The organism is Photorhabdus sp. CRCIA-P01, from assembly GCF_003545805.1.
Taxonomy (GTDB): domain Bacteria; phylum Pseudomonadota; class Gammaproteobacteria; order Enterobacterales; family Enterobacteriaceae; genus Photorhabdus; species Photorhabdus antumapuensis.
The window spans coordinates 1-20251 of sequence record NZ_NMQR01000057.1 but is presented as its reverse complement, the minus strand read 5'-3'; the positions used below and the strand labels follow the sequence as shown (position 1 = coordinate 20251).

The 20251-nt window shown below is 44.2% G+C and carries 19 protein-coding genes; 1 reads left to right on the top strand and 18 read right to left on the bottom strand.

Going from position 1 to position 20251, the window contains the following annotated elements; translation table 11 throughout:
• The 18 genes from D3222_RS21105 to D3222_RS21020 all read right to left on the bottom strand — a co-directional run.
• Positions 1 to 1273 (bottom strand): DNA topoisomerase 3 (locus D3222_RS21105; protein ID WP_118987880.1); only part of this gene is annotated, 1273 nt, incomplete at its 3' end.
• Positions 1274 to 1276: 3 nt separating this feature from the next.
• Positions 1277 to 1975, bottom strand: a complete 699-nt coding sequence (locus tag D3222_RS21100) for a PFL_4669 family integrating conjugative element protein (RefSeq protein ID WP_118987879.1) — start codon at positions 1973 to 1975, stop codon at positions 1277 to 1279.
• 269 nt (positions 1976 to 2244) lie between these two features.
• Positions 2245 to 3528 (bottom strand): STY4528 family pathogenicity island replication protein, encoded by a 1284-nt coding sequence (locus tag D3222_RS21095; protein WP_118987878.1) that lies wholly within the window; start codon positions 3526 to 3528, stop codon positions 2245 to 2247.
• The gene (locus tag D3222_RS21090) at positions 3497 to 3760 is read right to left on the bottom strand and encodes a ParE family toxin-like protein (protein ID WP_049584442.1); all 264 of its coding nucleotides are present in this window, start codon (positions 3758 to 3760) and stop codon (positions 3497 to 3499) included. The genes D3222_RS21095 and D3222_RS21090 overlap by 32 nt, the downstream gene beginning before the upstream one ends.
• Positions 3757 to 4347 (bottom strand): DUF2857 domain-containing protein, encoded by a 591-nt coding sequence (locus tag D3222_RS21085; protein WP_088374638.1) that lies wholly within the window; start codon positions 4345 to 4347, stop codon positions 3757 to 3759. The genes D3222_RS21090 and D3222_RS21085 overlap by 4 nt, the downstream gene beginning before the upstream one ends.
• Positions 4348 to 4407: 60 nt before the next feature.
• Positions 4408 to 4656, bottom strand: a complete 249-nt coding sequence (locus tag D3222_RS21080; RefSeq protein WP_053093464.1) for a TraR/DksA C4-type zinc finger protein — start codon at positions 4654 to 4656, stop codon at positions 4408 to 4410.
• Positions 4649 to 6370, bottom strand: coding sequence for a ParB family protein (locus D3222_RS21075; RefSeq protein WP_118987877.1), 1722 nt, complete (start codon positions 6368 to 6370; stop codon positions 4649 to 4651). The genes D3222_RS21080 and D3222_RS21075 overlap by 8 nt, the downstream gene beginning before the upstream one ends.
• On the bottom strand, positions 6367 to 7746 hold the full coding sequence (gene dnaB-PI / locus D3222_RS21070; protein WP_118987876.1) for an SPI-7-type island replicative DNA helicase: 1380 nt from the start codon (positions 7744 to 7746) through the stop codon (positions 6367 to 6369). Before dnaB-PI ends, D3222_RS21075 begins: the two co-directional genes overlap by 4 nt.
• On the bottom strand, positions 7739 to 8623 hold the full coding sequence (locus D3222_RS21065; protein WP_118987875.1) for a ParA family protein: 885 nt from the start codon (positions 8621 to 8623) through the stop codon (positions 7739 to 7741). Before D3222_RS21065 ends, dnaB-PI begins: the two co-directional genes overlap by 8 nt.
• Positions 8624 to 9283: 660 nt before the next feature.
• Entirely contained in the window at positions 9284 to 10165 is an 882-nt protein-coding gene (locus D3222_RS21060) for a DUF6282 family protein (RefSeq protein WP_118987874.1), read from the bottom strand.
• The gene (locus D3222_RS21055; RefSeq protein WP_118987873.1) at positions 10162 to 10839 is read right to left on the bottom strand and encodes an RraA family protein; all 678 of its coding nucleotides are present in this window, start codon (positions 10837 to 10839) and stop codon (positions 10162 to 10164) included. The genes D3222_RS21060 and D3222_RS21055 overlap by 4 nt, the downstream gene beginning before the upstream one ends.
• Positions 10839 to 13004: an isocitrate/isopropylmalate dehydrogenase family protein gene (locus D3222_RS21050; protein WP_118987872.1), complete on the bottom strand. Its 2166-nt coding sequence runs from the start codon at positions 13002 to 13004 to the stop codon at positions 10839 to 10841. The genes D3222_RS21055 and D3222_RS21050 overlap by 1 nt, the downstream gene beginning before the upstream one ends.
• Entirely contained in the window at positions 13001 to 13744 is a 744-nt protein-coding gene (locus D3222_RS21045) for an alpha/beta hydrolase (protein ID WP_118987871.1), read from the bottom strand. The genes D3222_RS21050 and D3222_RS21045 overlap by 4 nt, the downstream gene beginning before the upstream one ends.
• Positions 13741 to 14679 carry a 3-hydroxy-3-methylglutaryl-CoA lyase gene (locus tag D3222_RS21040; RefSeq protein ID WP_118987870.1) on the bottom strand — a complete coding sequence of 313 codons (939 nt, stop codon included), beginning with the start codon at positions 14677 to 14679 and terminating at the stop codon, positions 13741 to 13743. Before D3222_RS21040 ends, D3222_RS21045 begins: the two co-directional genes overlap by 4 nt.
• Positions 14672 to 15907 carry a multidrug effflux MFS transporter gene (locus D3222_RS21035; protein WP_118987869.1) on the bottom strand — a complete coding sequence of 412 codons (1236 nt, stop codon included), beginning with the start codon at positions 15905 to 15907 and terminating at the stop codon, positions 14672 to 14674. The genes D3222_RS21040 and D3222_RS21035 overlap by 8 nt, the downstream gene beginning before the upstream one ends.
• A 785-nt stretch (positions 15908 to 16692) precedes the next feature.
• The gene (locus D3222_RS25190) at positions 16693 to 16893 is read right to left on the bottom strand and encodes a hypothetical protein (RefSeq protein WP_157975387.1); all 201 of its coding nucleotides are present in this window, start codon (positions 16891 to 16893) and stop codon (positions 16693 to 16695) included.
• A 53-nt stretch (positions 16894 to 16946) separates the two neighbouring features.
• Positions 16947 to 17282 (bottom strand): hypothetical protein, encoded by a 336-nt coding sequence (locus D3222_RS21025; protein ID WP_232832609.1) that lies wholly within the window; start codon positions 17280 to 17282, stop codon positions 16947 to 16949.
• Entirely contained in the window at positions 17272 to 19752 is a 2481-nt protein-coding gene (locus D3222_RS21020; protein ID WP_232832608.1) for a DUF637 domain-containing protein, read from the bottom strand. Before D3222_RS21020 ends, D3222_RS21025 begins: the two co-directional genes overlap by 11 nt.
• A 276-nt stretch (positions 19753 to 20028) precedes the next feature.
• Here D3222_RS21020 and D3222_RS25185 point away from each other — a divergent pair, with 276 nt between their 5' ends.
• On the top strand, positions 20029 to 20175 hold the full coding sequence (locus tag D3222_RS25185) for a hypothetical protein (RefSeq protein ID WP_157975386.1): 147 nt from the start codon (positions 20029 to 20031) through the stop codon (positions 20173 to 20175).
• Positions 20176 to 20251 lie beyond the last annotated feature (76 nt).

The following is a 20251-nucleotide window of genomic DNA, read 5'->3' as shown; positions in this document are numbered from 1 at the left end:
CACCAATGTCGAAAGTCGCTTCGGTTATATCCACTTCATGCAGAGGAAGGAACTGTACCAAATAATGCTGACGTATCAGCTGATACACTTTACGCTCATCATCAGTCATCTTATTCATATCACAGGGCTGTTTTGTCGGAATGATACCGTGGTGCGCCGTGATTTTTTTGTCATTCCAGATACGCGAAATCAACGTCCTGTCCAGACTATCTACCACCACCCGCATAGCAGGATCACTTTTAACCACAGCATCCAATACTTGCGGAATTTCCGCCTGCATGGCCGTAGGCAGATAACCACAATCTGTACGAGGATAGGTCGTAGCTTTATGCGTCTCATACAAATTCTGGGCAATATTCAGTACCTGCTGAGCCCCCATGCCCCATTTCTTCGAGCACAGCTGTTGCAAACTACCAAGATCAAATGCAAGCGGAGCCGCATGCTTTTCCCGTTTAGTATTGATTTCCAATACCGTAGCTACACCAGCTTGTTGACATAACTGAACTACCGCCTGCGCTACATGCTGATGAATACAACGTTTTTCTTCATCACAATAGGTCGCAGCGGGCACCCAATCCGCCCGGAAAATTCGTCCGTCACACTGAAGGTCAGCCACCACCTGCCAATAAGGCTTAGCCGTAAAAGCGATAATCTCCTGATCTCGAAAGACAACCAGTGCCAAAGTTGGTGTCTGGACACGTCCAATAGACAAAATGTCACTATATCCGCCTTCACGGGCTTTCACGGTATAGAGTCGAGTAAGATTCATACCGATAAGCCAATCTGCTCTGGCTCGTCCCAGTCCCGCCAAATACAACGATGCCGTTCGTTCACCGGGCAAAATATTAGCAAGCGCCGCACGAATACTCACCTCATCCAGAGCAGACAGCCATAAGCGAGATATCTGTCCCTGAAACTGGCAATAATCCAGTAACTCCCGGGCAATCACTTCCCCCTCTCTATCAGCATCAGTGGCAATCACCACTTCATCCGCTTGTTTCAACAGACAATTGATAACAGCAAACTGGTCAGCCGTCTCCTTTTTGACCACCATTTGCCAGGACGTCGGCAATATCGGCAATACCGATACCCGCCAGGGAGCACCATATTGTTCACCGTAAACTTCTGGACTGGCAGTTTCCAATAAATGCCCAACTGCCCAAGTCACCGTCACCCCCGGCCCAGTTAAATACCCCTGCCCACGCTTTGTTGCACCTAATACCGTCGCAATATCCCGCCCCTGAGACGGTTTTTCACACAGAAACAGTTTCATCGCTTATTTCTGCTTTACCGTACTTTTTAATGCAGGAGAAAAAACAGAACGTTTTTCACCCCGCATAACACCCTCATCCGGTAGCCCCAAACGGGTAATAGCTTCCCTGCCAGCAGAGGTTTGGGAAAGGATATCGTCACGAGTAACAGCAAAGCTACGATACGGCTGGACAGCACCGTAGATTTGGCGTACCCAGTGCCCCCCTTTTTTTAAAAATCCGTCACATTGCTGACGGGAAATCAGCGCATAGTGGTGTGCCTGCAAAGCTTTCATCACCAGTTGATCGTAACCCACTAATAGCCAAACACAGCGGTAACCCAAAGGAGTGCGACTGTAGACACCAATATTGAGCGGGGCGATAGAAGCAATATCAGATAAATGGATCTGAGCAGGTACCCCCGAGAGTGTAGCCTCCAGTTCCGCTAACGCCGCCTGCATCTGGTCATGAGCAGAGGCGAGCTTAGTTTCCAGTGCCAACATCGCCATATCGGCATACGGATTATCTATCAGGGAATCATGGCTAATCCGACCGGCTAGTAAGAAAAATCGCGGCATGCTAATAATCACCGGTTTATTCTTTTTGCTGCTTTCATTCCGGCGACCATTCCACAGGCTGATAGCGTAATGAGTATGCAACTCAATGGTAAGTGAGGAATGCAGTGCGCCTGAGCGAACAGCATACGTATCTTTAGTTTCAGTCATGGTACATTCTCTCTGTGACATTAAGGGTCTCACTGAGATAGTTGCGTTATCAGGCTGTTACCACAATTCAAAACTCTTTTTTCCTCACCCCAAAAACCTGATTAGCATCCCATAACCCTAATGATTAGACTCTAATCACTGTATGTTGTTCGAACCATGATTAGACTCTAATCACCATTTTTATCTATTTGATGACATTTAAAAATACCCATATGCCTCGGAACGCCTGACGCTATAACCCCTTTAAGACTCATCCAAAGTGACCCTATTTATCTTTTCATCAAATTCTGCCGAATTTCAGCAATCACGTTTCTCATCACAGCAGGAGTGGCCTTTCTTCGCTCCTCTGGCGCAGAAAAAATTTCTTTCTGGCGGCGGGCAGGTATAGTTTGCTTTGCACCAAGATTTTCCACTTTGTTCGCTATGCCAGGATCGCGTAACTCCCCCTGCCTGGCACGCTTCATCAGTATCAACAAGTACCCCACCGGGTTTTTTAACGAACCGCTTTCCAATGGAGCTCGCAGACTATCCAACACCAAATGCCTCTGATCAGGCGGAAGTGCCTGGAGTTGTTCCGTCAGCATTCTGATGTCGTCATCAGAGAGCTGATTTCTTAACGCTACAGGCAACAAATGCTCAACAATCGGGTTATCACCATCCGATGTTGCTACGTACGTATTTTTATTCACACTGTGTGTGAAATGACGTACGTAACCGTTCGATTGCCGAACTCTGTCATAACCCATTGATTTTAGACTGAGTTCGGCTGCCGAATTCGGATTACTGTTCCCTGTTTTTGTATTGAATTCGGTTTCCGAACTCAGTCTGTGCTGACCTTTTGGATTAAGTTCGGTTACCGAACCTGGCTGACTTATTGCTTGCAACGCCGCCATTTGTTGCGGCGTTTGTACCTGACCTAACCGATTTTCCAGTAAAGCAATGCGGGAGCGGCGATGGCGCATCATCGGATCATCTTTAACTTCCATCAACACTGACCAGGCAGTCTGGCTAATCACCCGGTTTTTGTGACGACACGCCTCCCCCACCGTGTCCAGCCAGTTGGGATCAAGCGCTTCAGCATCATGAAACATCAAGGGTTCATCATGCTGAGCATAGATGTTTCCTTTCACACGCCCCTTATCATCCCTGACTCGTTTGCACAAACTCAGCCAACCGGTTATTCGCAACATCAGTAATACTCGGCTGACGGTTTCCCGTGACGCCTTACCACTGTGCGGAGAAGCCAATTGCAGTTGCAGTTCATCATAGGTAGGAAAGACTGCCCCTGCATTTTGTTGTGCATACAGGCGTATCATTATCCAGGCCATCTTATCGAGTGGAGACAATCGGGTATCCAGGATTAACTGACGGGGAATGGCATCATGCACATTTCCCAGATACAACAACCCACTGCGCAACTGTTTTTTCTCATCGCCCCCGCTTTGCGCTACCAGTCGTGCGTTCATTTGTTCTAGCGTGAAAGCAATGAGGCTATCAGAGGACAAAGGGGCTTTCCGTGCGTTATTTCCAGATTTCATTGTTGTACCGCTCATGTGTCATCATTTCCCAATCTCGTCCTCCGTTACGACTCAACAACCGCCAAAACATGCCAATATCGATTTTTAAGCAACGATAAGAAACCTTACCTTTGCCTTTCGCTCTGATCCGAGTGTAATTTTTGCTACCCTGCCGATAACGTTTCAATTGTTCTACCGCTTTCCTTCTATAGACAAGCGGTACAGAACAGGGGGCCAACAAACCCTGAGTGATCTCTGTCTTTTTCACCGGTCTTGCCGTCCCTGGCCAACCTCAGGTTTCACCGTGTTCTTTTCATCTTCAATCCAACCACGTACAGCATTCCAGACTGCCGTCAGTGACACAGCCAGCTGTTCAGCAGCCTGCATCATCACATCCAGCCCATCTGCACTATCCAGATCAGTGACATGCGTTTTCCATAGTCGCCAAACCTCAGCACTTTCTTTATCTGCCAGCATAAGACATCGCCCCTGGCGAGCTTCAATGCCTAACATACGACGACGGGAACTCACCTCAACAGAAGTCAACCCAAAGTAGTGTTGCATCAATTCAATTGAGCCCCCCAACATCAGAGCCTGATCAAGACGTTGTAGACGTTTTTGTTCACGCCGAGCTTGTTGCAGCATTAACGCAAAATTTTCATGATGGATACGAAGCGTAAGGACTGACACCGGACTATTCATCAGATAATGCAAGTCTTCCACAGTCAGGCTGTGTAGCATCCGCATTTCTTCGTCCATCAAACCCAGTGCTTCACAACGACGGAGATAACCCGACTTCAGCTCCATGACCAGTTGTGTCAACAAGGCGTTGGCTACCTGGGATATCTGACTCATAAGGCACCTCTCTCAATGCAATAGTCTGAACAAAATTGGAACACATAAGATCTGAACTTACTAACCACGACGGCCTCTGATAACACGTCTGACCTGTTCCCAATGCTCAGCAACTTCCTGACACCCAACACACAGCCGTACCCCCGATAAAATCTGTCGACGTTGCTCGTCAATCCGATTACCACATCCTTCACAATATTTCAGTGATACCCTACCGGTATGCATCTCCCGCCGGACAGCCGCTATCCGTTCCTCCAGCCACATCGCGGTAACAGCCTGAGCCGTTGTGTCATCAATATCATCAGACATTGCAATCTCCCTCCGTTGAAACGATTGACAACTCGCGTTGCAGTTCACGTAACCGGCGCAGCACCCGAATAAGACGCATAAATTTCACTACCGCCACATCAGACAATACTGGCGCATCCTTGTCAGACCCTATAAACCAGGTTCCCAACATGTCTATATCTGATTCACCGTTATTGTCACTATCCCCCGTTAACGACAACAGAACCTGTACAAAACGTGATGCCGTATGGGAATCAGCTAATCGATAACCCACTTCACAGGCCGTATCTTTAGCTTCCTCAAGTTCATCCGCTCCCCCCATTTCTTCGGCTAACTCGAATGCCAAACGAAACGCCATATCTTGTAAATGCTCAATATCATCTCGTACCGGTGAGATAGACCAGATATCACTGACCGGCTCCAGACCAGTCTGTGCAAAACTCAATCCATCAGATGGCGCGGGCTCTGTTAATAATGAAGTTTGTGGTGGTGTTGGAAGACAGTGATTAAATCCACTTAACGTAGAGGGAATTGTCTGCGATAAAGGTGCTGACATTAAAGGCGCAATATCTTCCTTATCCTGTATTGTCGATAATTCACTGGATAACGTTGGCCGAGTTTCATATACATCAGGTTGAACTTCAATTTTGGGCGGACAAGCTTCATATTCCTCAGCCTTTTTATCTTCCAGACATTCGATAACCTCCCCATGCGACTCAGACTCCCCTGCCGAAACACAAGCAGCGCTTTTAGTCACAGGCGGTACCGACTTTTCAGACACTTCAGCGGCTTGTATATCCGCATCGCGCAAATGTTCAGCAATAGGAGGGGGCTCACCAAATAACTGACGACGGTTTCGTTCTTTCGGATCGAGTTCCAATAACCAACGATCATAATTAAGGGCAGGATGTGGCAAAGCTTTTATTAATTCCCCAATCAGTTCATCCCGTAACATGTCAAAAGAATAGACTTCAGGATTATCAAAGCGCTGACACACCTCACCAAAAACTGAATCGAAGTCCTTCTCACACGATGCCTCTGAAGAAAAACTATTCCATGTTTTTTGAGCATCAATGCGTAAAGACAATATGTTTACTGCTTGCGGACGCCCCATACCAGATATCAACAAATTGGGCATATGAGGATATAAATATTGCACCGTGTTATGCATCTGACTGATGCTGGTTTGTGATATTGGAAACCCTTCTTGTTTTAGTAAGTCAGTTAATTCTCGTTGTGAGATAGGTCTTCCCAGACATTTCTCATGCATAGAACTTGCTTTGCAAACACCGAGGGCTTTCTCTATAAACGTTAAATCCCCCCGAACATCATTTTCTGCCAGATGCCCGATGACGCACTGCAACCGACCTGGCCAGGGTTTAAACAAACAAGGGATTCGAAAAAAGCGTTCCTCACCCGTTTCTTTCCATAATTCACATAGGATTTGGTAACGGGTATTACCTCCATCACTGAAAATGTAAACATTTCCACTCTCTTCTGGATCTCGCGTCACTTTCGGTACAGAATCCAGTCCTCTGGCACGAACAGAAGCCTTAATATCGTCGAAACGGGGATTACGACTGAGGCGAGGGTTATCCGGGTTTGGCTGTAACTCATCTAGCGTTAATACCATTGGCATTTCTGCTATAGGCAAAACAACAGTACCCGTGAGTGATTGTGGTGTTTTGCCACGTTGAAGTATTGCGTCACTTAGAGAGGTTTTATACTTACTCATCTATTTCCCCTTTCAGCACCAAGATCATAATACTTCTCAGTAAGATCACTAAACCGGGTACAGGCGCCATCAAACTGGATCTTGACTGTTCCAATCGATCCCTGGCGATGTTTACCAATAATGATTTCTGCTACCCCAATATCCGATGTATTGGCGTCATACACTTCATCTCGGTAAACAAACAAGATCAGATCAGCATCTTGCTCTAGCGCTCCCGATTCCCGTAAATCCCCGTTATTAGGGCGTTTATCTGCACGTTGCTCTAGTTGACGATTAAGTTGTGAAAGCGCAAGTACTGGGCAACCCAATTCTTTACCCAGCGCTTTCAAGCTACGGGAAATTTCTGCAATTTCCTGCGTTCGGTTTTCCTGCTCCGGGCTTCGGATAAGTTGCAGATAATCCACCATAATCAATGAAGGTCGACCGTATTTGCGCACATTCCGGCGGGCACGGGCGCGTAATAAAGCCGGGGTCTGATAACTGCTGTCATCAATTATCAGCCTATTTTCCCATTGAATTAGCGTCTCCATTGCTCTGCTGAGCCGTGCCCAGTCTTCATCATCCATTAATCCACTGCGCAGACGTTCAAGCGGAACACGCTCCAACATGGACACCATCCGCATCAGTAATTGATCCATCGGCATTTCCAGACTAAAAATCTGAACAGCATCATCAGGGGCACTCTCCAGTGCGCCCAGACAGAAAGCCAGTGCCAGTGCGGTTTTCCCCATAGAAGGCCGACCGGCCAGCAGGATAAGGTCACCCGGCTGAAGACCACAGGTTTTGGTATCCAGTTCACTAAAGCCTGTCGGGGTACCCGTTACCCCATTACCGCCATTGGCCTGCTCTAATTTTTCAATCAGCAAACCCAGCCCTTCTTTCAAGCTAATATCTTGATGCGCAGCTCTCTGCTCAGACAGCGTATATAAACGCTGCTCAGCCATTTCAGTAATGTCAGTAAACTCAGCACGGGGATGACTAGCCTGAGCGCTCATCTCATTTCCCAGCGTTATCAACTGACGCAAGCGACTTTTGGCCTGAACAATTTCCGCATAGGCAACAATATTTGCAGCACTCGGTGTGTTTTTGCCGAGTTCGGCTAAATAAGCAAATCCTCCAACCTGTTTTAATTGCTCCTTTTGCTCTAAAATTTCAGACAACGTTAGTACGTCAACAGGCAAATTGGCCGCAAACATGGTTGCGACAGCGCCATAAATCCGTCGGTGAGCGGGCAGGAAAAAATCATCAGCATGTATCAGCGGTATGATTTCATCCCATCGATCATTGTCCAACATCAGTCCACCGAGAACAGCTTGCTCGGCATCACAAGAATACGGTTGTTCAATGCCATCCGGTAAAGAGAAAGGGTCACGCATTCTTTGCCCCCTTATTCGCAATCAGTGCATCAAACTGTTCATGCCATTCAGGGAACAATTCACAAGCCAGACAATGCATCGTTTGCGCAGCAGCAGGACTTTTACGGGTAGTTTTGTATTCAAGACGGTGAACAGGTTGAGCACGTACATGCCCCAGCTTATAAATATCAAGCAGATCGATGCGGGTTTTCAGCAGTCGATACACTATTCGCCCATCAAGCGAGGTCGTATCGTAACGCTTATGCTCGATAATATGGGCCAGTTCATTCAACGTATCGCGGTCAAGATTAGTCCCCTCAATGCCGTTCGCCAGTATCTGAATTAAAGGTAATCGAACACCGTAACGCTCAAACGATTGCAGTCGCGTCAACATCCGCAACGATCCCCGCAGAAATTCACGGACATCTGGCAGAATGGGCTTAATCACACCCAATACAAATTCAGTGGCCGTCAGCACAACCAGCTCCGCCATCACACCAGTAGCTCCCTTTGAATCAATGATGATAGCGTCATACTGGCTGAACAGAGGGTGCTGCAATATATTCCTCAGACGCAAACGTCCATCGGGTGCATGAAGCATGGCCGTAGGCAGGAGTTCATCAGGATCATTGGAAATAATGACATCCAAATTATTTATCACTGAACGTGAAATAATCTGGTCTTTCTGACCCAGGTCAACAGTTTGCATAAGAAGCTCATACAAACCAGCTGGGGCTTCGTACTCAAGTGCAAAAATACTGCTTGAAGTGGGTTGAGAATAATCAGCGTCAAGAAGGAGAGTTTTGAATCCGGCATCAGCAAGAAAACCGGCTAGGTTGGCAGCATGTGTGGATTTACCCTCGCCACCTTTAGGAGAAATTACGGGAAGTATCTTCATTTTGCACACTCGAATTTAAGTAATTCGAAATATGAAAAGTACTAACCCAGTATCTTAATTACAAAATTCTCGCATTGATTACAAAACACCAACATCTCAGCAAGAGGATTGAAAATCCTCGTGTCGGTGGTTCGATTCCGCCTCCGGGCACCAATTCAAAGTGTGTTGGTTGAGAGATTAAAAAACTCGACGGGCGTTCAATACAGGAACCTAAAAGTGCATAATTGTAGATTGATCAGTCTTGCGCTACTTAGATATAAGTATAAAGGTTCTAAGATTAGGATATCTGAGAAATCAGATGTTCTTTTTTCGTTCGATCGCAATATTCACAAGTTCCATTGCAACTGTCAAGCCATCCAAACCAAATCAATAAATTAACACGATGTTGGGTTCAACAAACCGGCATCTATAACTTGCACCAGAGGGTTCTCACACACAGAGCCTGCATTTATTTTTCTTGTAACAAAATCAAGACCATTACCCGTCAACTTCACAAATGATTTGGATATTGCTATAGCATTTTTGAAAACGCGAGCATGGTCATGTTCTAGTGGTGTTGTAGTCAAATAATTTCGGCTAGTTTCATAGATCTTTGTTGCAACTTTCCGTATTCAACCAACAATGGATAATTATCATTTTCTCAGTCGATGAATCTGATATCTAACCCGGAGCCAACATCCGCAGTGGATTCAGTAAAGAGATATCTCGGATGTGTTCTTCACCAAGGCCAGCGGTTTTAAACCAGCGTTCACTATCGCTCAACCACTGCTCAACATCTGGCTGAACTGGCTGTCCAAGATCAGAGCTATAGACAACATTATTCACCTCCGATAACACTTCAAAAAAATCCTCGGTTGTCTGATAACCAAGATAAACAGTTAATGCCGTTTGCTCCACATAAAGCCACTCATGCTCACCCAGCGCTTTAAGATCTTTCGCTTTTAATCCTGTCATAGGGCTGGCAGGTTGGTTCAGCATGAACTTACAACCACCCGCAGCAGTAATCGCATCAATAAGTTGCATAACCTCATAACGTGAAGCATGGCCGGATGACAACACAATATTATGCTGCTGCGCAAAACTAATTAACTCATGGATCTCGTTATGCAACCGCCCATTGCTATCAACAACAGATAAAGGTTGCTGTGCGAAAGTTTGCGCGAAAGCATTTGCCCAAGCACGTTTCATTACACTTTTATGGCTTGTCGGGACAATAGTTGGCAGATGAACCAACAGCCGCGGAGCTTTACAGAACTGGTACTGACTCAGTGACTGGATAACAGAGTTAATTGCCAGCCCTCCAGCGGTTGCGTTCAATACTACCGAACCAAAAACCGGAAGCCCTGCCTCCTGAGCCAGTGACGACAAAGCAGTAACACTCCCCAGGTGGTTTTTAAGTACAACTCCACCACCATGTCGGGCGTATTCCCTTCCAGCTTCAAGTACATTGTACCGCCGAATATAACTATCGGGGCGGGCATGATAATGTACATCCAGAAAACGAAGTTTTTTCTCCCAGTATTCTATAAATATCTGACTCATTGAACAGCTTTCCAAGGTACGGCATATCCCAGTTTTTCACGGGCGTTAACCAGATCTTCTCCATTAGTTATAGCCTCAATAATAGCTTGTTCAGTTTTGTCAACATTTTCCGCACGCTCAATAACAGTAAGCAAATGCTGCTGCGGGATGACTAGCGCACCATTATCATCAGCAAAAATCCAATCTCCTGGGGATATCGCTACACCGCCAATATCCAGAGTGCATTGTTTTGCAGCAACCTTGGCACGATTCTTTCCGGATACCATATAAACCCCCGTCGTGAATAAGGGATATTCCAATCTGCGAACCTCAGACAAGTCTCTGGCTGACCCATAAATCACAGAACCTGCGATTCCTTTTTGTACAGCCTTAAAAGTTAAGATATTACCCCAACTGGTACAATCCGTACGTCCCTGATTATCAACTACTATTACATATCCAGCAGGTACTTCATCAATGTAATTTCCAGCATTAAGAAACTTACCCTGTTCCGGAATGATAGGTTCATAGCGCACAGTAAAAGCAGGTCCCGCCATTTTAATCCCGACATTACTACGTGGCACAATTCCAGCCAATCCAGCAGGAATATGCAGACTATCCATTGCATCCGATATGGCCGCACTATCAAGCTCCATTAAACGCTTTTTGATTTGATCAATTTGTATAGTTTGCATTACATTTCCTCTTTGGATGCACGTGCGCGCAGGACACTCCAGGCGGCGTATTCTGGTATAGATTGTTGCAGTAGCAATTTATTACATGGAAAATCCACCGAATATTGTCGTCCTTCATCATCTATGGTCGTCAGGGTCATCTGCCCAAGCATTTCTTCACCAGACAAAAATGAACTTATAGAAGGAAACGCTGTAATATTCACCGAAAGAGATTTTGAAGGACTATTTACTGCATATGTTGTGTGTAGATATGTATTTAATTCATCATCATCCGTGAACCAGTTAATACGGTATTGTTCACTGAGTTTTTCCATAGCAGTCATCTGGCAATCACTAACCAATTTGTTTTCAAACATGGCGCCAAAGTTAGCCAATTGCTGTACGGAAAGAGGGGAATTAGCAGGAGTAATAACTTGTACTACTACATAAGGCGCTTTCCACAGATAGTGAATATCACACTCAACACCATCAAAGAATGCGTTCACCATCGTACCTACTTGACTTTCACTAACGCCGATGAGTGTCCAATGGTAGTTTAGCTCTCTCATGCCAGCTACTGGAGGGATAGAATGTTCCTCTGACAACATTAACCGCATTTGGGAGGGAGGCCCTGGCAACACAACTATTTTGCTACCATCAACATTAAGACTGAAACCAGGTGCTGTACCTGTAATATTGGGAATAACCTTTGCTCCGGACGGAAACATGGCTTGGAATCGATTCGAGGGATCACAATATACTCCCAGTTTTTCCAATTGTTGCTGGACTTCCACCCAGACATTATCACGTATTTCCAGAGGGCTTCCTGCCGCTTTTGCTATCGCCTCACGGGTTTTATCATCCGGTGTCGGGCCAAGACCACCACACACAACAATGAGAGTATCCTGCCCCAGCCCACGAACCACTGCGGTAGCAATCTGGTTAATATCATCAGCACAAACCTGATGTTGCTTCACCTTATATCCCTGCTCCGTGAGATATTCACTAATATCCTGAAGATTAGTATTAGGATATTTACCACTCAGGAGTTCATCACCAACAGTAATAACCGATGCAGAATAGCTAGTGTATTTTTTACTTAGAGCACGAATAATAGCCCGAGCCATTTGTTGGGTTGTTGCGCTACCACCCAGATCATAAGTAACAGTTCGACCTTCACGTATCACATTATCTACTGCACAGTTAATTTGCCGTGCTGCATCAGCAAAACCAAGATGTTCCAGTAGTAATGCGATTGTGTAAAACATCGCTGCCGGATTGGCTTTATTTTTACCTGCCATACCAGGCGCACTACCGTGTACAGGTTCAAAGTATGCAATATCACTACCAATATTAGCGCTAGGCGCTAAACCAAGCCCTCCCATTACGCCCGCTGCCAAATCAGACAAGATATCACCGAACATATTCTCAGCGACAATGACACCAAATTCATGCGGTTTTTTTACCATCCATAAAGCCACTGCATCCACATTGTGGATATCCGCTTTTATTTCAGGGTAACGCGCCGCAACGGTATCGAAAATACCTTTTGCAAAGTGCCCACTTTCCCGCATTACATTTGGTTTATCCGCGAAGGTTACACGGGAATAATTATTTTCCTTTGCATATTCAAATGCAGTGATAAACAAACGTTCTAAACCAAAACGGGTTTGTAAACGGACTGTCCATGCCGCTTCTTCAGGACCATATTTATCTATATTTGGGTGCTGTAACCAAGTCGTTGCAGTCACGGGAATTCCTTTAAAATCGAACCCTGCATATAGTCCTTCGGTGTTTTCCCTGATAACACAACAGCGAAATGGTTTACGGTCCCCTTCTACATAACGCACTGGTCGGATATTTGCATATAATCCCAAACGCTGGCGTAATTGGATAACAGGTGACACATAATTTCTCATTTTCCCACGCAGATGCGGCGGCAACGCTTGTTGTGCTTCTTCTTTACCTTTACTGGTGATAGCGCCGAGTAACACCGCATCTACTGAAGCTATTTTTCCCCAAGTACTGTCAGGTACTGGGTTACCTTCTTTTTCCCAACAAGTCCAACCAATATCCCCAACTTCCAATGTCACAGGAAGATTTAAAGCCTGAAAAACCGGAAGGGCAGCATCGCATACTTCCTGACCAATACCATCCCCGGGCAATACAAGAATTTTTTTATTCATAAGATTTTGAGCCAATCGTTAATTACATTGTTAATAAATGACGGCTTATCTTCCCAAGGCCGCATTCCTGCTCCATCCACGACAACAAAACAGTGCGTAGGATTAGTGCTGACCACCTGATTACATTCTGTGGCTAATTGCGAACATTCGCCAACTATGCTCAGAAATTTTCCTTTGTAATTGCACAATATTGTTCTGGCATCCAGTTGTAGCAACAGTGAAAATCCCACTATCATGCGTTCCCGAGCAGAATTTCTTAAATGGTCAGGTACCGCAGTCATCTTAGGAAGTGGAGTTCCACCTTCAGGAATAACAAAGTCATGTAACACAGAAATCGCTTCATCTAGCTGATTTCTATTCAGTAATGCTATTAATTGTTCCAGCCTATTGGTCAACAACGAATCAGCATATCCAGGACCGCTCACTGAGATTACTCCCGTGAGATTTTTCAGGCGCGACGCAAGCAATTGCACTAGAGTACCTGACATCGCAAAACCGATAAGCAAATAAGGCTGGGAAAAACGTTGATTGAGTTCAGATTCAATAATATTAATAGCGTAGTCGGGATCAGATGAATTAATTAAGGATAATGTATCAATAATAGACACCTGATATCCCACTTTCTGTAATAATATGCGCAATGGAGTGCAAAAATCGCCATGATCCCAAAGCGGCATTACAGGTGCAAGAATTACCGCTTCGAGACTGAAACATCCGACACGGTTATTATGCTGTATCATGCCGTTGCTTCTCGCAAAGATTTAACAACCTGAAACGCATAATTAATACCATTTCGTAACCCTTCTTCGAGAGCTGTTTTATTTTCCACACTCAAGTTGTACATACCCATCATTATATCGATAAGATCGCGCCTGGAGGCGGTAAAAAAATGATGGGATTGCAGTTCATTGAGTTGATTAAATACTCGTTCAAGGTCATATTGTTTACTATTTTGGCTCAGATTGAGAAATGATAGCCAGCTTTCCAAATTGAGATTTCCGGCGCCTTTTCCCATCCCTGATAGAGAACTATCAATAAAATTGGCTCCAGCTCTCATAGCTTCAATACTGTTCGCTGTGGCAAGACCCAAATTATCATGAGGATGGAATCCCAATTGCAATTGCGTGGCAGACTTTAATTTATAAAACATCTGCGCTACCTGTTCAGGGAACAAACTACCATTTGAATCCGCCAGGTAAATAATATCAGCACCAGCTTGTTCACACTGTTTGGCAACTTCAATAATTTTACTGATAGAGAGCTGACTCACTCGTGTAAAATTAATACCCACAGCCATTCCAGTAGATCGAGCAATCTCGCACAACTCTAAACATGGCTGCGGGTTATCAGCTTTAATACATAACCTAAGCAAGCTAACGCCATTCGTCTTCATTGCATAGATATCATCAGCATTGATATTGTGAGGATGGGCAATGACGACCAATTTTGCCTCAGGTACCGATTGATGAATATCTCGGATATAACTATCCGGAGACATACCTGTTAGGCCAATATTAGAGATAGGTTTGAAAGAACCATTGCGATAACCGATTTCAAACCATTCCACGCCACTTTTAGTCAACGCTTCAACATGCTTTATAGCGTATTCTGTTGTAAAATTAAAATTATTCAGGTATCCACCATCACGTAATGTGACATCTATATTATTAACCATTTTTCATTCCTATTTTAGTTTCTATTGTTTGTTTTTTACTTATTTCTTTATTGCCTCTATTACCCGTTATATAAATAATGCTACCGGCCAAGGAAACAACTGTGATGATAGATGCCACTTTAATAGGTTCATGGTGAGATATATAACCAATAAGCAATGATGCCAGTCCTGCACTACCTAATTGCAATGTTCCCATTACGCCGGAAGCTGTCCCAGCTGCTTGAGAATGAGTGGCAATTGCCGATACAGTACCTAGTGGCAGCAAAAAACCATTACCGAAAGTCAATACTGATATTGTTAGCACAGAAGTTATCAATGGGTAGGAACTGAAAAACATTTGTATCGTGAAAGCAATACCTCCAACAGCAAAGATGAGATAGCCATGAGAAATCGTCTTTCTAATGCCCTGCTGGCGACTTAATTTTTTAGCAGTAAGATTACCCAACACATAACTCAAAGAGAGCATTATATAGGTGTAGCCAACATATTTTTCTGGTAATCCCATAGCTGTAAGAATAAATGGAGATTCAATCAAATAAGAAAAATATGCCGTATAAGCGAAGCAAGGTATTGCTGCATAGTAAAGAAACTCTTTATTTATTATCACCTGGTAAGTACTGACTAATACATTTTTAACACTCAATTTTTGGCGTTTTTTTATTGGTAGTGATTCTTTCAGAACTAGCAAGCACAACATAAGCGTGACTGTTATAAATAAAGTAAGAAATAAAAAACAGGCTTTCCAACCATAATATTCATTTAACACACCGCCGATCATTGGTGCGATAGCAGGTGACATTCCCACAAAAGGGAAAATAATCAGATACAAATTGGCTGCTTCTTCCTTCCCCATCAAATCATTAATAATGGCACGACTTAATGTAATACCAGCACAAGCGCCTACTCCCTGGAATAAACGCAATAATAGCAACTCATTAATATGCGTACTGTAAAAAATACCGATTGTCGAAATCAGCCATATAATCATTCCAGAAATAAGAACCGTTTTTCTTCCTAAACAATCACTTAATGGCCCATAAATAAGTTGAGAAAAAGCTATACCAAATAGAAATATAGCTATTGCACTTTGTATACTAGATTCGCTAACGTGATAATAGTTTCCCATTTTACTCAAAGCGGGTAGGAATATATCCGATGAAACCAGCCCTCCCATAGAAAGAAAAGCCATTAAAACGACAAATAATAAAGATGAAGATTTATTGTTCATGGACTATTAACCAATCAATATAATAAACATTATCCCAGAATAAATTCCGTATAAAATATAAAACCCCGTACCAGTTAAATTTATATTAAATGGACGCAATCACTTATTTAATGAATAAATTAGCAATATTAAAACAATTTTAATTTCACATTGACAAATCTCACATTGGCGTAGTTATTAAAGCACCAGCTCATACTTAACTCAAAGAAAAACACCCACCTATTTTTAGGTAATAAAATTCAGCTCAGTTTGATAGACAATTAATTATAGATATGCTTATAAAGATACCATAATAAACAATTAATACCTTGTATGTAAAAAACAATAAATCACTTTGCATATCACCTTGTGCTGCAAGAATTAATAACGCTTCATAACAACATAAAAATCGAACCCCATTCATTCTTTAAATTAAGAATTTTTTACTCTATAAACACCCCCCCCAAAATAGTGATATACTTTTACACAAACTCTTTAATAATTAACATTTATAAAAATAAACTCACGTAAATATCAACTGAAAGTATAGTAACACCAACATCATTTTTTAGTAAACAAAAAAACATAAAATTTAAATTCAAAAACAAATAAAAAAAACACAAAACACAACATATAATACTAAAAACAAAATTATTATTATGATAAATATAATAACAAAAGTTATTATTTGAACAATAATATATTTTTAAAAACTCACGGACTAGTAATACCAGATCACATTTCCCCATCATTGTTAAGACACGAAAATTAAGGAGGTACGCGGACTCCTTCGCGGTAATACGCAACTACAAGAAACGCATAAGGGAGGGGAAAGCATGACAGCAAGGATTAAGCAGATAAGGGAAGTGCATTTGAGCCACGAAGAAACGCTGGCTGGTTAAGCAGCTGAGCTGGGCGGAAATACGCGCCTGTGCGGTTGATGACAAAGAGACATGGGTAATCAGAACAGCTTCAATCAACGCTGGCCTATCATGGGTATTCGCCACGGTAAGAAAGAACAAAACCGGAAGATCACGGAGATCTTCCGGCTTTTTGATGTTTATTCTCTACTCAGAAGTAATTCCTTCCACTTCTCAAGATAACCTTTGAACTCTGCTATCGTGGCAATTTTCAGGCTTTCTTCGGTATATTCGTTAAAGATTTCAACACCATCCGGTTTGATGGTTACAGTATGGGCATTGCCTGTACCTTCCCATTGTGGATTTTGCCCATTTTCTACAGAATTACATGCTGCGATATATTCGTTAGCAGTATGTAAACAACCTTGAATATCATCTTTCAAAAACCATTCAACAAGACGATTTTCTTCGTCTGCATCAACGCTACAATAACCATCTTTATCAATGTAAAATTTCATTTGTTGTTTAAGGTTCATAAATAGGATATGCCGTATTAATGTTTCCATTTTTATCTAAATAACCACCAATTTTCACTCCACTTGGTGATATCCCCTCCCACTTACTACCTTGTACAGTGGCATTTTTCAATGCCCCTTTAATTTCTGACATCACCTGCTGACGATTCCAAGGTTGTGGGAAGAATGATGATATTGGTCCTTTCTGAACCCATTGCCCCGTTTGCGAGTTCAATACTTCAACTCTTCCGCGATAGACGCCTTGAGCATTTGGAGGAGCTATGATTTCAGTAATGCGCGCTCTTCTTTGATGACCTATGCTTGCTTCATGATGAAAACCAACCGCATTTCCTCTTCGGTTTATTTCACCATGAAAAACGTGTTCAACATTAATTTTTGACAATATACCCATTTCATCATGAGCTTGATGAATCAGCTTTGAAGCGGTTTCAAGGTCACCATGTTTCAGTGCCTTATCTGCTCCTTTCAGGAGTTTCCCAGCAGCATCACCAGCCCCTGGTATCAGGCCTACTGCCGCTGCTAGATAATCGATCGCAGTTTCTGCTTCGGCAAACCCTTTAATATCTCCAATCACAGGAAGAAAATCAGCAGATACGCTAAATGTTGCCGCAGCTCTTTCACACACATCCGGTGACTGCACACAAAGCTCGGCTGTTTTTTCTTCATGGGCTTTTATTGTTCCAGGCTTATGCTTTTCCGCAGCACTTAGAGCATGAGCTAAATGATTGTATACAATCGTTATCTCTCCGGAGTTAGCGCCACTGTTAGCACCCTGAGCACTATTTGTAGAAAATGCACCAGCAATACCACCAACGATTTTACCTCCAGCTTGTATTTTAGCCGGATCGCTGAATGTATTATCTAAAGTTGCATACGCAAGCGAAGCCGCCAATGAGCCAGCAGCAGCACCTTTGGCATCCCCTCCGGCGATTTCCGCACTAATACCTGCAACAACAGCATGGCTTAATGCTTTACCTGCATGCCCTAAAATTTTTCCATTATCACCGATCAGCTTGGCGCCTTCCGCATTAATCTGGTTACCAATACTGCTCAATAATGCAGTTTGCAGATTGTCAGTAAAACTTCCTCCATTAATGGCAGTGCCTATTGTTGAACTCACTACGGAGTGCGCCGCAATACGCTGTGCCACCTGACTCCAATTATTATTACTCAACAAGGGAAGTTTGGTTTTTACGGTATCGACAGCACCGGTCCCTTCTACTAATTTCCCCCACCCCATAGCGTGGTCTAATCCACCTAATGCGCCACCCACAGCCATTTGCGTCACGAGGGATTTAACTGAATCGCGTTTAGCTAAGGTTTCCAGCGTATTAGTGATATTCCCTTTATTTTCAACTAAGGCAACAGCAGCCTGAGAGGTCAACCCTATCATACCGCCATAAGCAGCACCATAAACCGCACTCGCCATTGCACCTGTAGCACCCATAGCACCACTTCCTGCCCAAGCAGCAAGGCCTGAGCCAGCAGTTGCTGCTGCGACAGCAATCGCAATCACTACGCTAACCACTGGATTTAAGCTTTCGCTTTTCTTGTCCCAGCTACTGTAAGCATCCTTAACCAAGTTCCATTGTACATCGTTGCGGCCTTTCAGATTTTTCAACCATTCGATACCGGATGTGTTACCAAGTATCACTAACGCATCTTCTAGTGATTGTCCTTCTTTAACTTTCACATCTGCACTGACGCCTTTCGCCGCACCCACCGTCAAAGTACCACCAACATGAACTGACGGTATTACCCATTCCTTCGTGATGCTACCTTGATCGCGGTGTGTAATAAACAAGCCTTTTGACGTCGTGATGGTCTGCTCAAAATCAATATTTGGCATCGCCCTGAAGTTCACTTTCCCCATCTGGCTGGTGATTTTCGCGTTCTTATTGGTTTCGATCTTACTCGCTTCCAATGTCACATCATCTTTCGCCATTAGGTTAATATCGCCACCGGCGGTAAATTCGGTGACTTTATTTGTTGAACTCTCTTTTATTCTGGTTTCCGTCTGAGAACCAAAAATTTTACAGGACTTAATACCCGCGCGTCTTTTACAGCTTTTACGTTCTTCTTCCCATCGGTAGGTTTCTTCCATCGCTTGCGCATAAAGAAAGCCTCCTTGTGCCGCGATATCCATCGCCCCCTTAGCAATTAACTCCGTAGCTTGGAATAAAATACTGCCTTGAGAGCGAATAGTTAATGCACCACCACTATTAAGCTGGCTAGCATGTTGCGTAAAACGCCCAATGTTACCCTCTTGGATAAATTCTTTTGACGACTCGAAACGAATATTCCCACCAGTAGAAAGCATCATATCACTGCCGGATATCAGACGTGTTCCGTATGTTAACAGGTTACCTGCCGCAACTAATGTGAGATTCTTGGCAGCATTAATGGAGCTGGTTGCATAAAGGTATTGTTTATAACAACCCATTCCAGTGCGAAGTTGACCATCGAACACCGATTTTCCTAATGCCCTCAGTCAGTTACAACCCGTTTTTTCCAATGTCCGTTCACCGCCGAACCCAAAACCCCCTGACGCGCTTTTCGCTCCCGACGGCCCGTTTTTCCCGCCGGGCCTTTGTCAGCGTAGCGCCTTTTTCGGCAACGGGCGAACGTCGCCCAGCTTGCCTGGGCGGCGGGCGCACGTTCTGCGGGCGCGGGCGGCACAGAGCCCGCAAGCGGCGCCCCTGCGACGCTCTGAGGCACTGTGGCTTCGGGTTGCGCATGGCCTTGCATGACCACACGGTTTTGTTCAGGGAAGCCCCCTCAGGGGGCTGCACGGGGCGGAGATGGCGAGCACGGCAACGAGCAACGGAGCGCAGCGCAGTGTGAGCCGCGCGCAGCCAGTAAAGCAGGGTTGGGGCGGGGGGCGGTAAATTAGCGGAGGCCGCAGGCCGACCTGCCTTCAGGGGTGTTGGCTGGACGATAACGCGGCAGCTAAAGAAGCACTCTGAGTT

Coding starts and splice junctions, on each gene's coding strand:
- D3222_RS21100 (WP_118987879.1), bottom strand. CDS start 1,975: ATGACTGAAACTAAAGATACGTATGCTGTTCGCTCAGGCGCACTGCAT.
- D3222_RS25185 (WP_157975386.1), top strand. CDS start 20,029: ATGACCACACGGTTTTGTTCAGGGAAGCCCCCTCAGGGGGCTGCACGG.
- dnaB-PI (WP_118987876.1), bottom strand. CDS start 7,746: ATGCGTGACCCTTTCTCTTTACCGGATGGCATTGAACAACCGTATTCT.
- D3222_RS21075 (WP_118987877.1), bottom strand. CDS start 6,370: ATGAGTAAGTATAAAACCTCTCTAAGTGACGCAATACTTCAACGTGGC.
- D3222_RS21050 (WP_118987872.1), bottom strand. CDS start 13,004: ATGAATAAAAAAATTCTTGTATTGCCCGGGGATGGTATTGGTCAGGAA.
- D3222_RS21025 (WP_232832609.1), bottom strand. CDS start 17,282: ATGAACCTTAAACAACAAATGAAATTTTACATTGATAAAGATGGTTAT.
- D3222_RS21035 (WP_118987869.1), bottom strand. CDS start 15,907: ATGAACAATAAATCTTCATCTTTATTATTTGTCGTTTTAATGGCTTTT.
- D3222_RS21080 (WP_053093464.1), bottom strand. CDS start 4,656: ATGTCTGATGATATTGATGACACAACGGCTCAGGCTGTTACCGCGATG.
- D3222_RS21065 (WP_118987875.1), bottom strand. CDS start 8,623: ATGAAGATACTTCCCGTAATTTCTCCTAAAGGTGGCGAGGGTAAATCC.
- D3222_RS21095 (WP_118987878.1), bottom strand. CDS start 3,528: ATGAGCGGTACAACAATGAAATCTGGAAATAACGCACGGAAAGCCCCT.
- D3222_RS21060 (WP_118987874.1), bottom strand. CDS start 10,165: ATGAGTCAGATATTTATAGAATACTGGGAGAAAAAACTTCGTTTTCTG.
- D3222_RS21055 (WP_118987873.1), bottom strand. CDS start 10,839: ATGCAAACTATACAAATTGATCAAATCAAAAAGCGTTTAATGGAGCTT.
- D3222_RS21040 (WP_118987870.1), bottom strand. CDS start 14,679: ATGGTTAATAATATAGATGTCACATTACGTGATGGTGGATACCTGAAT.
- D3222_RS21045 (WP_118987871.1), bottom strand. CDS start 13,744: ATGATACAGCATAATAACCGTGTCGGATGTTTCAGTCTCGAAGCGGTA.
- D3222_RS21085 (WP_088374638.1), bottom strand. CDS start 4,347: ATGAGTCAGATATCCCAGGTAGCCAACGCCTTGTTGACACAACTGGTC.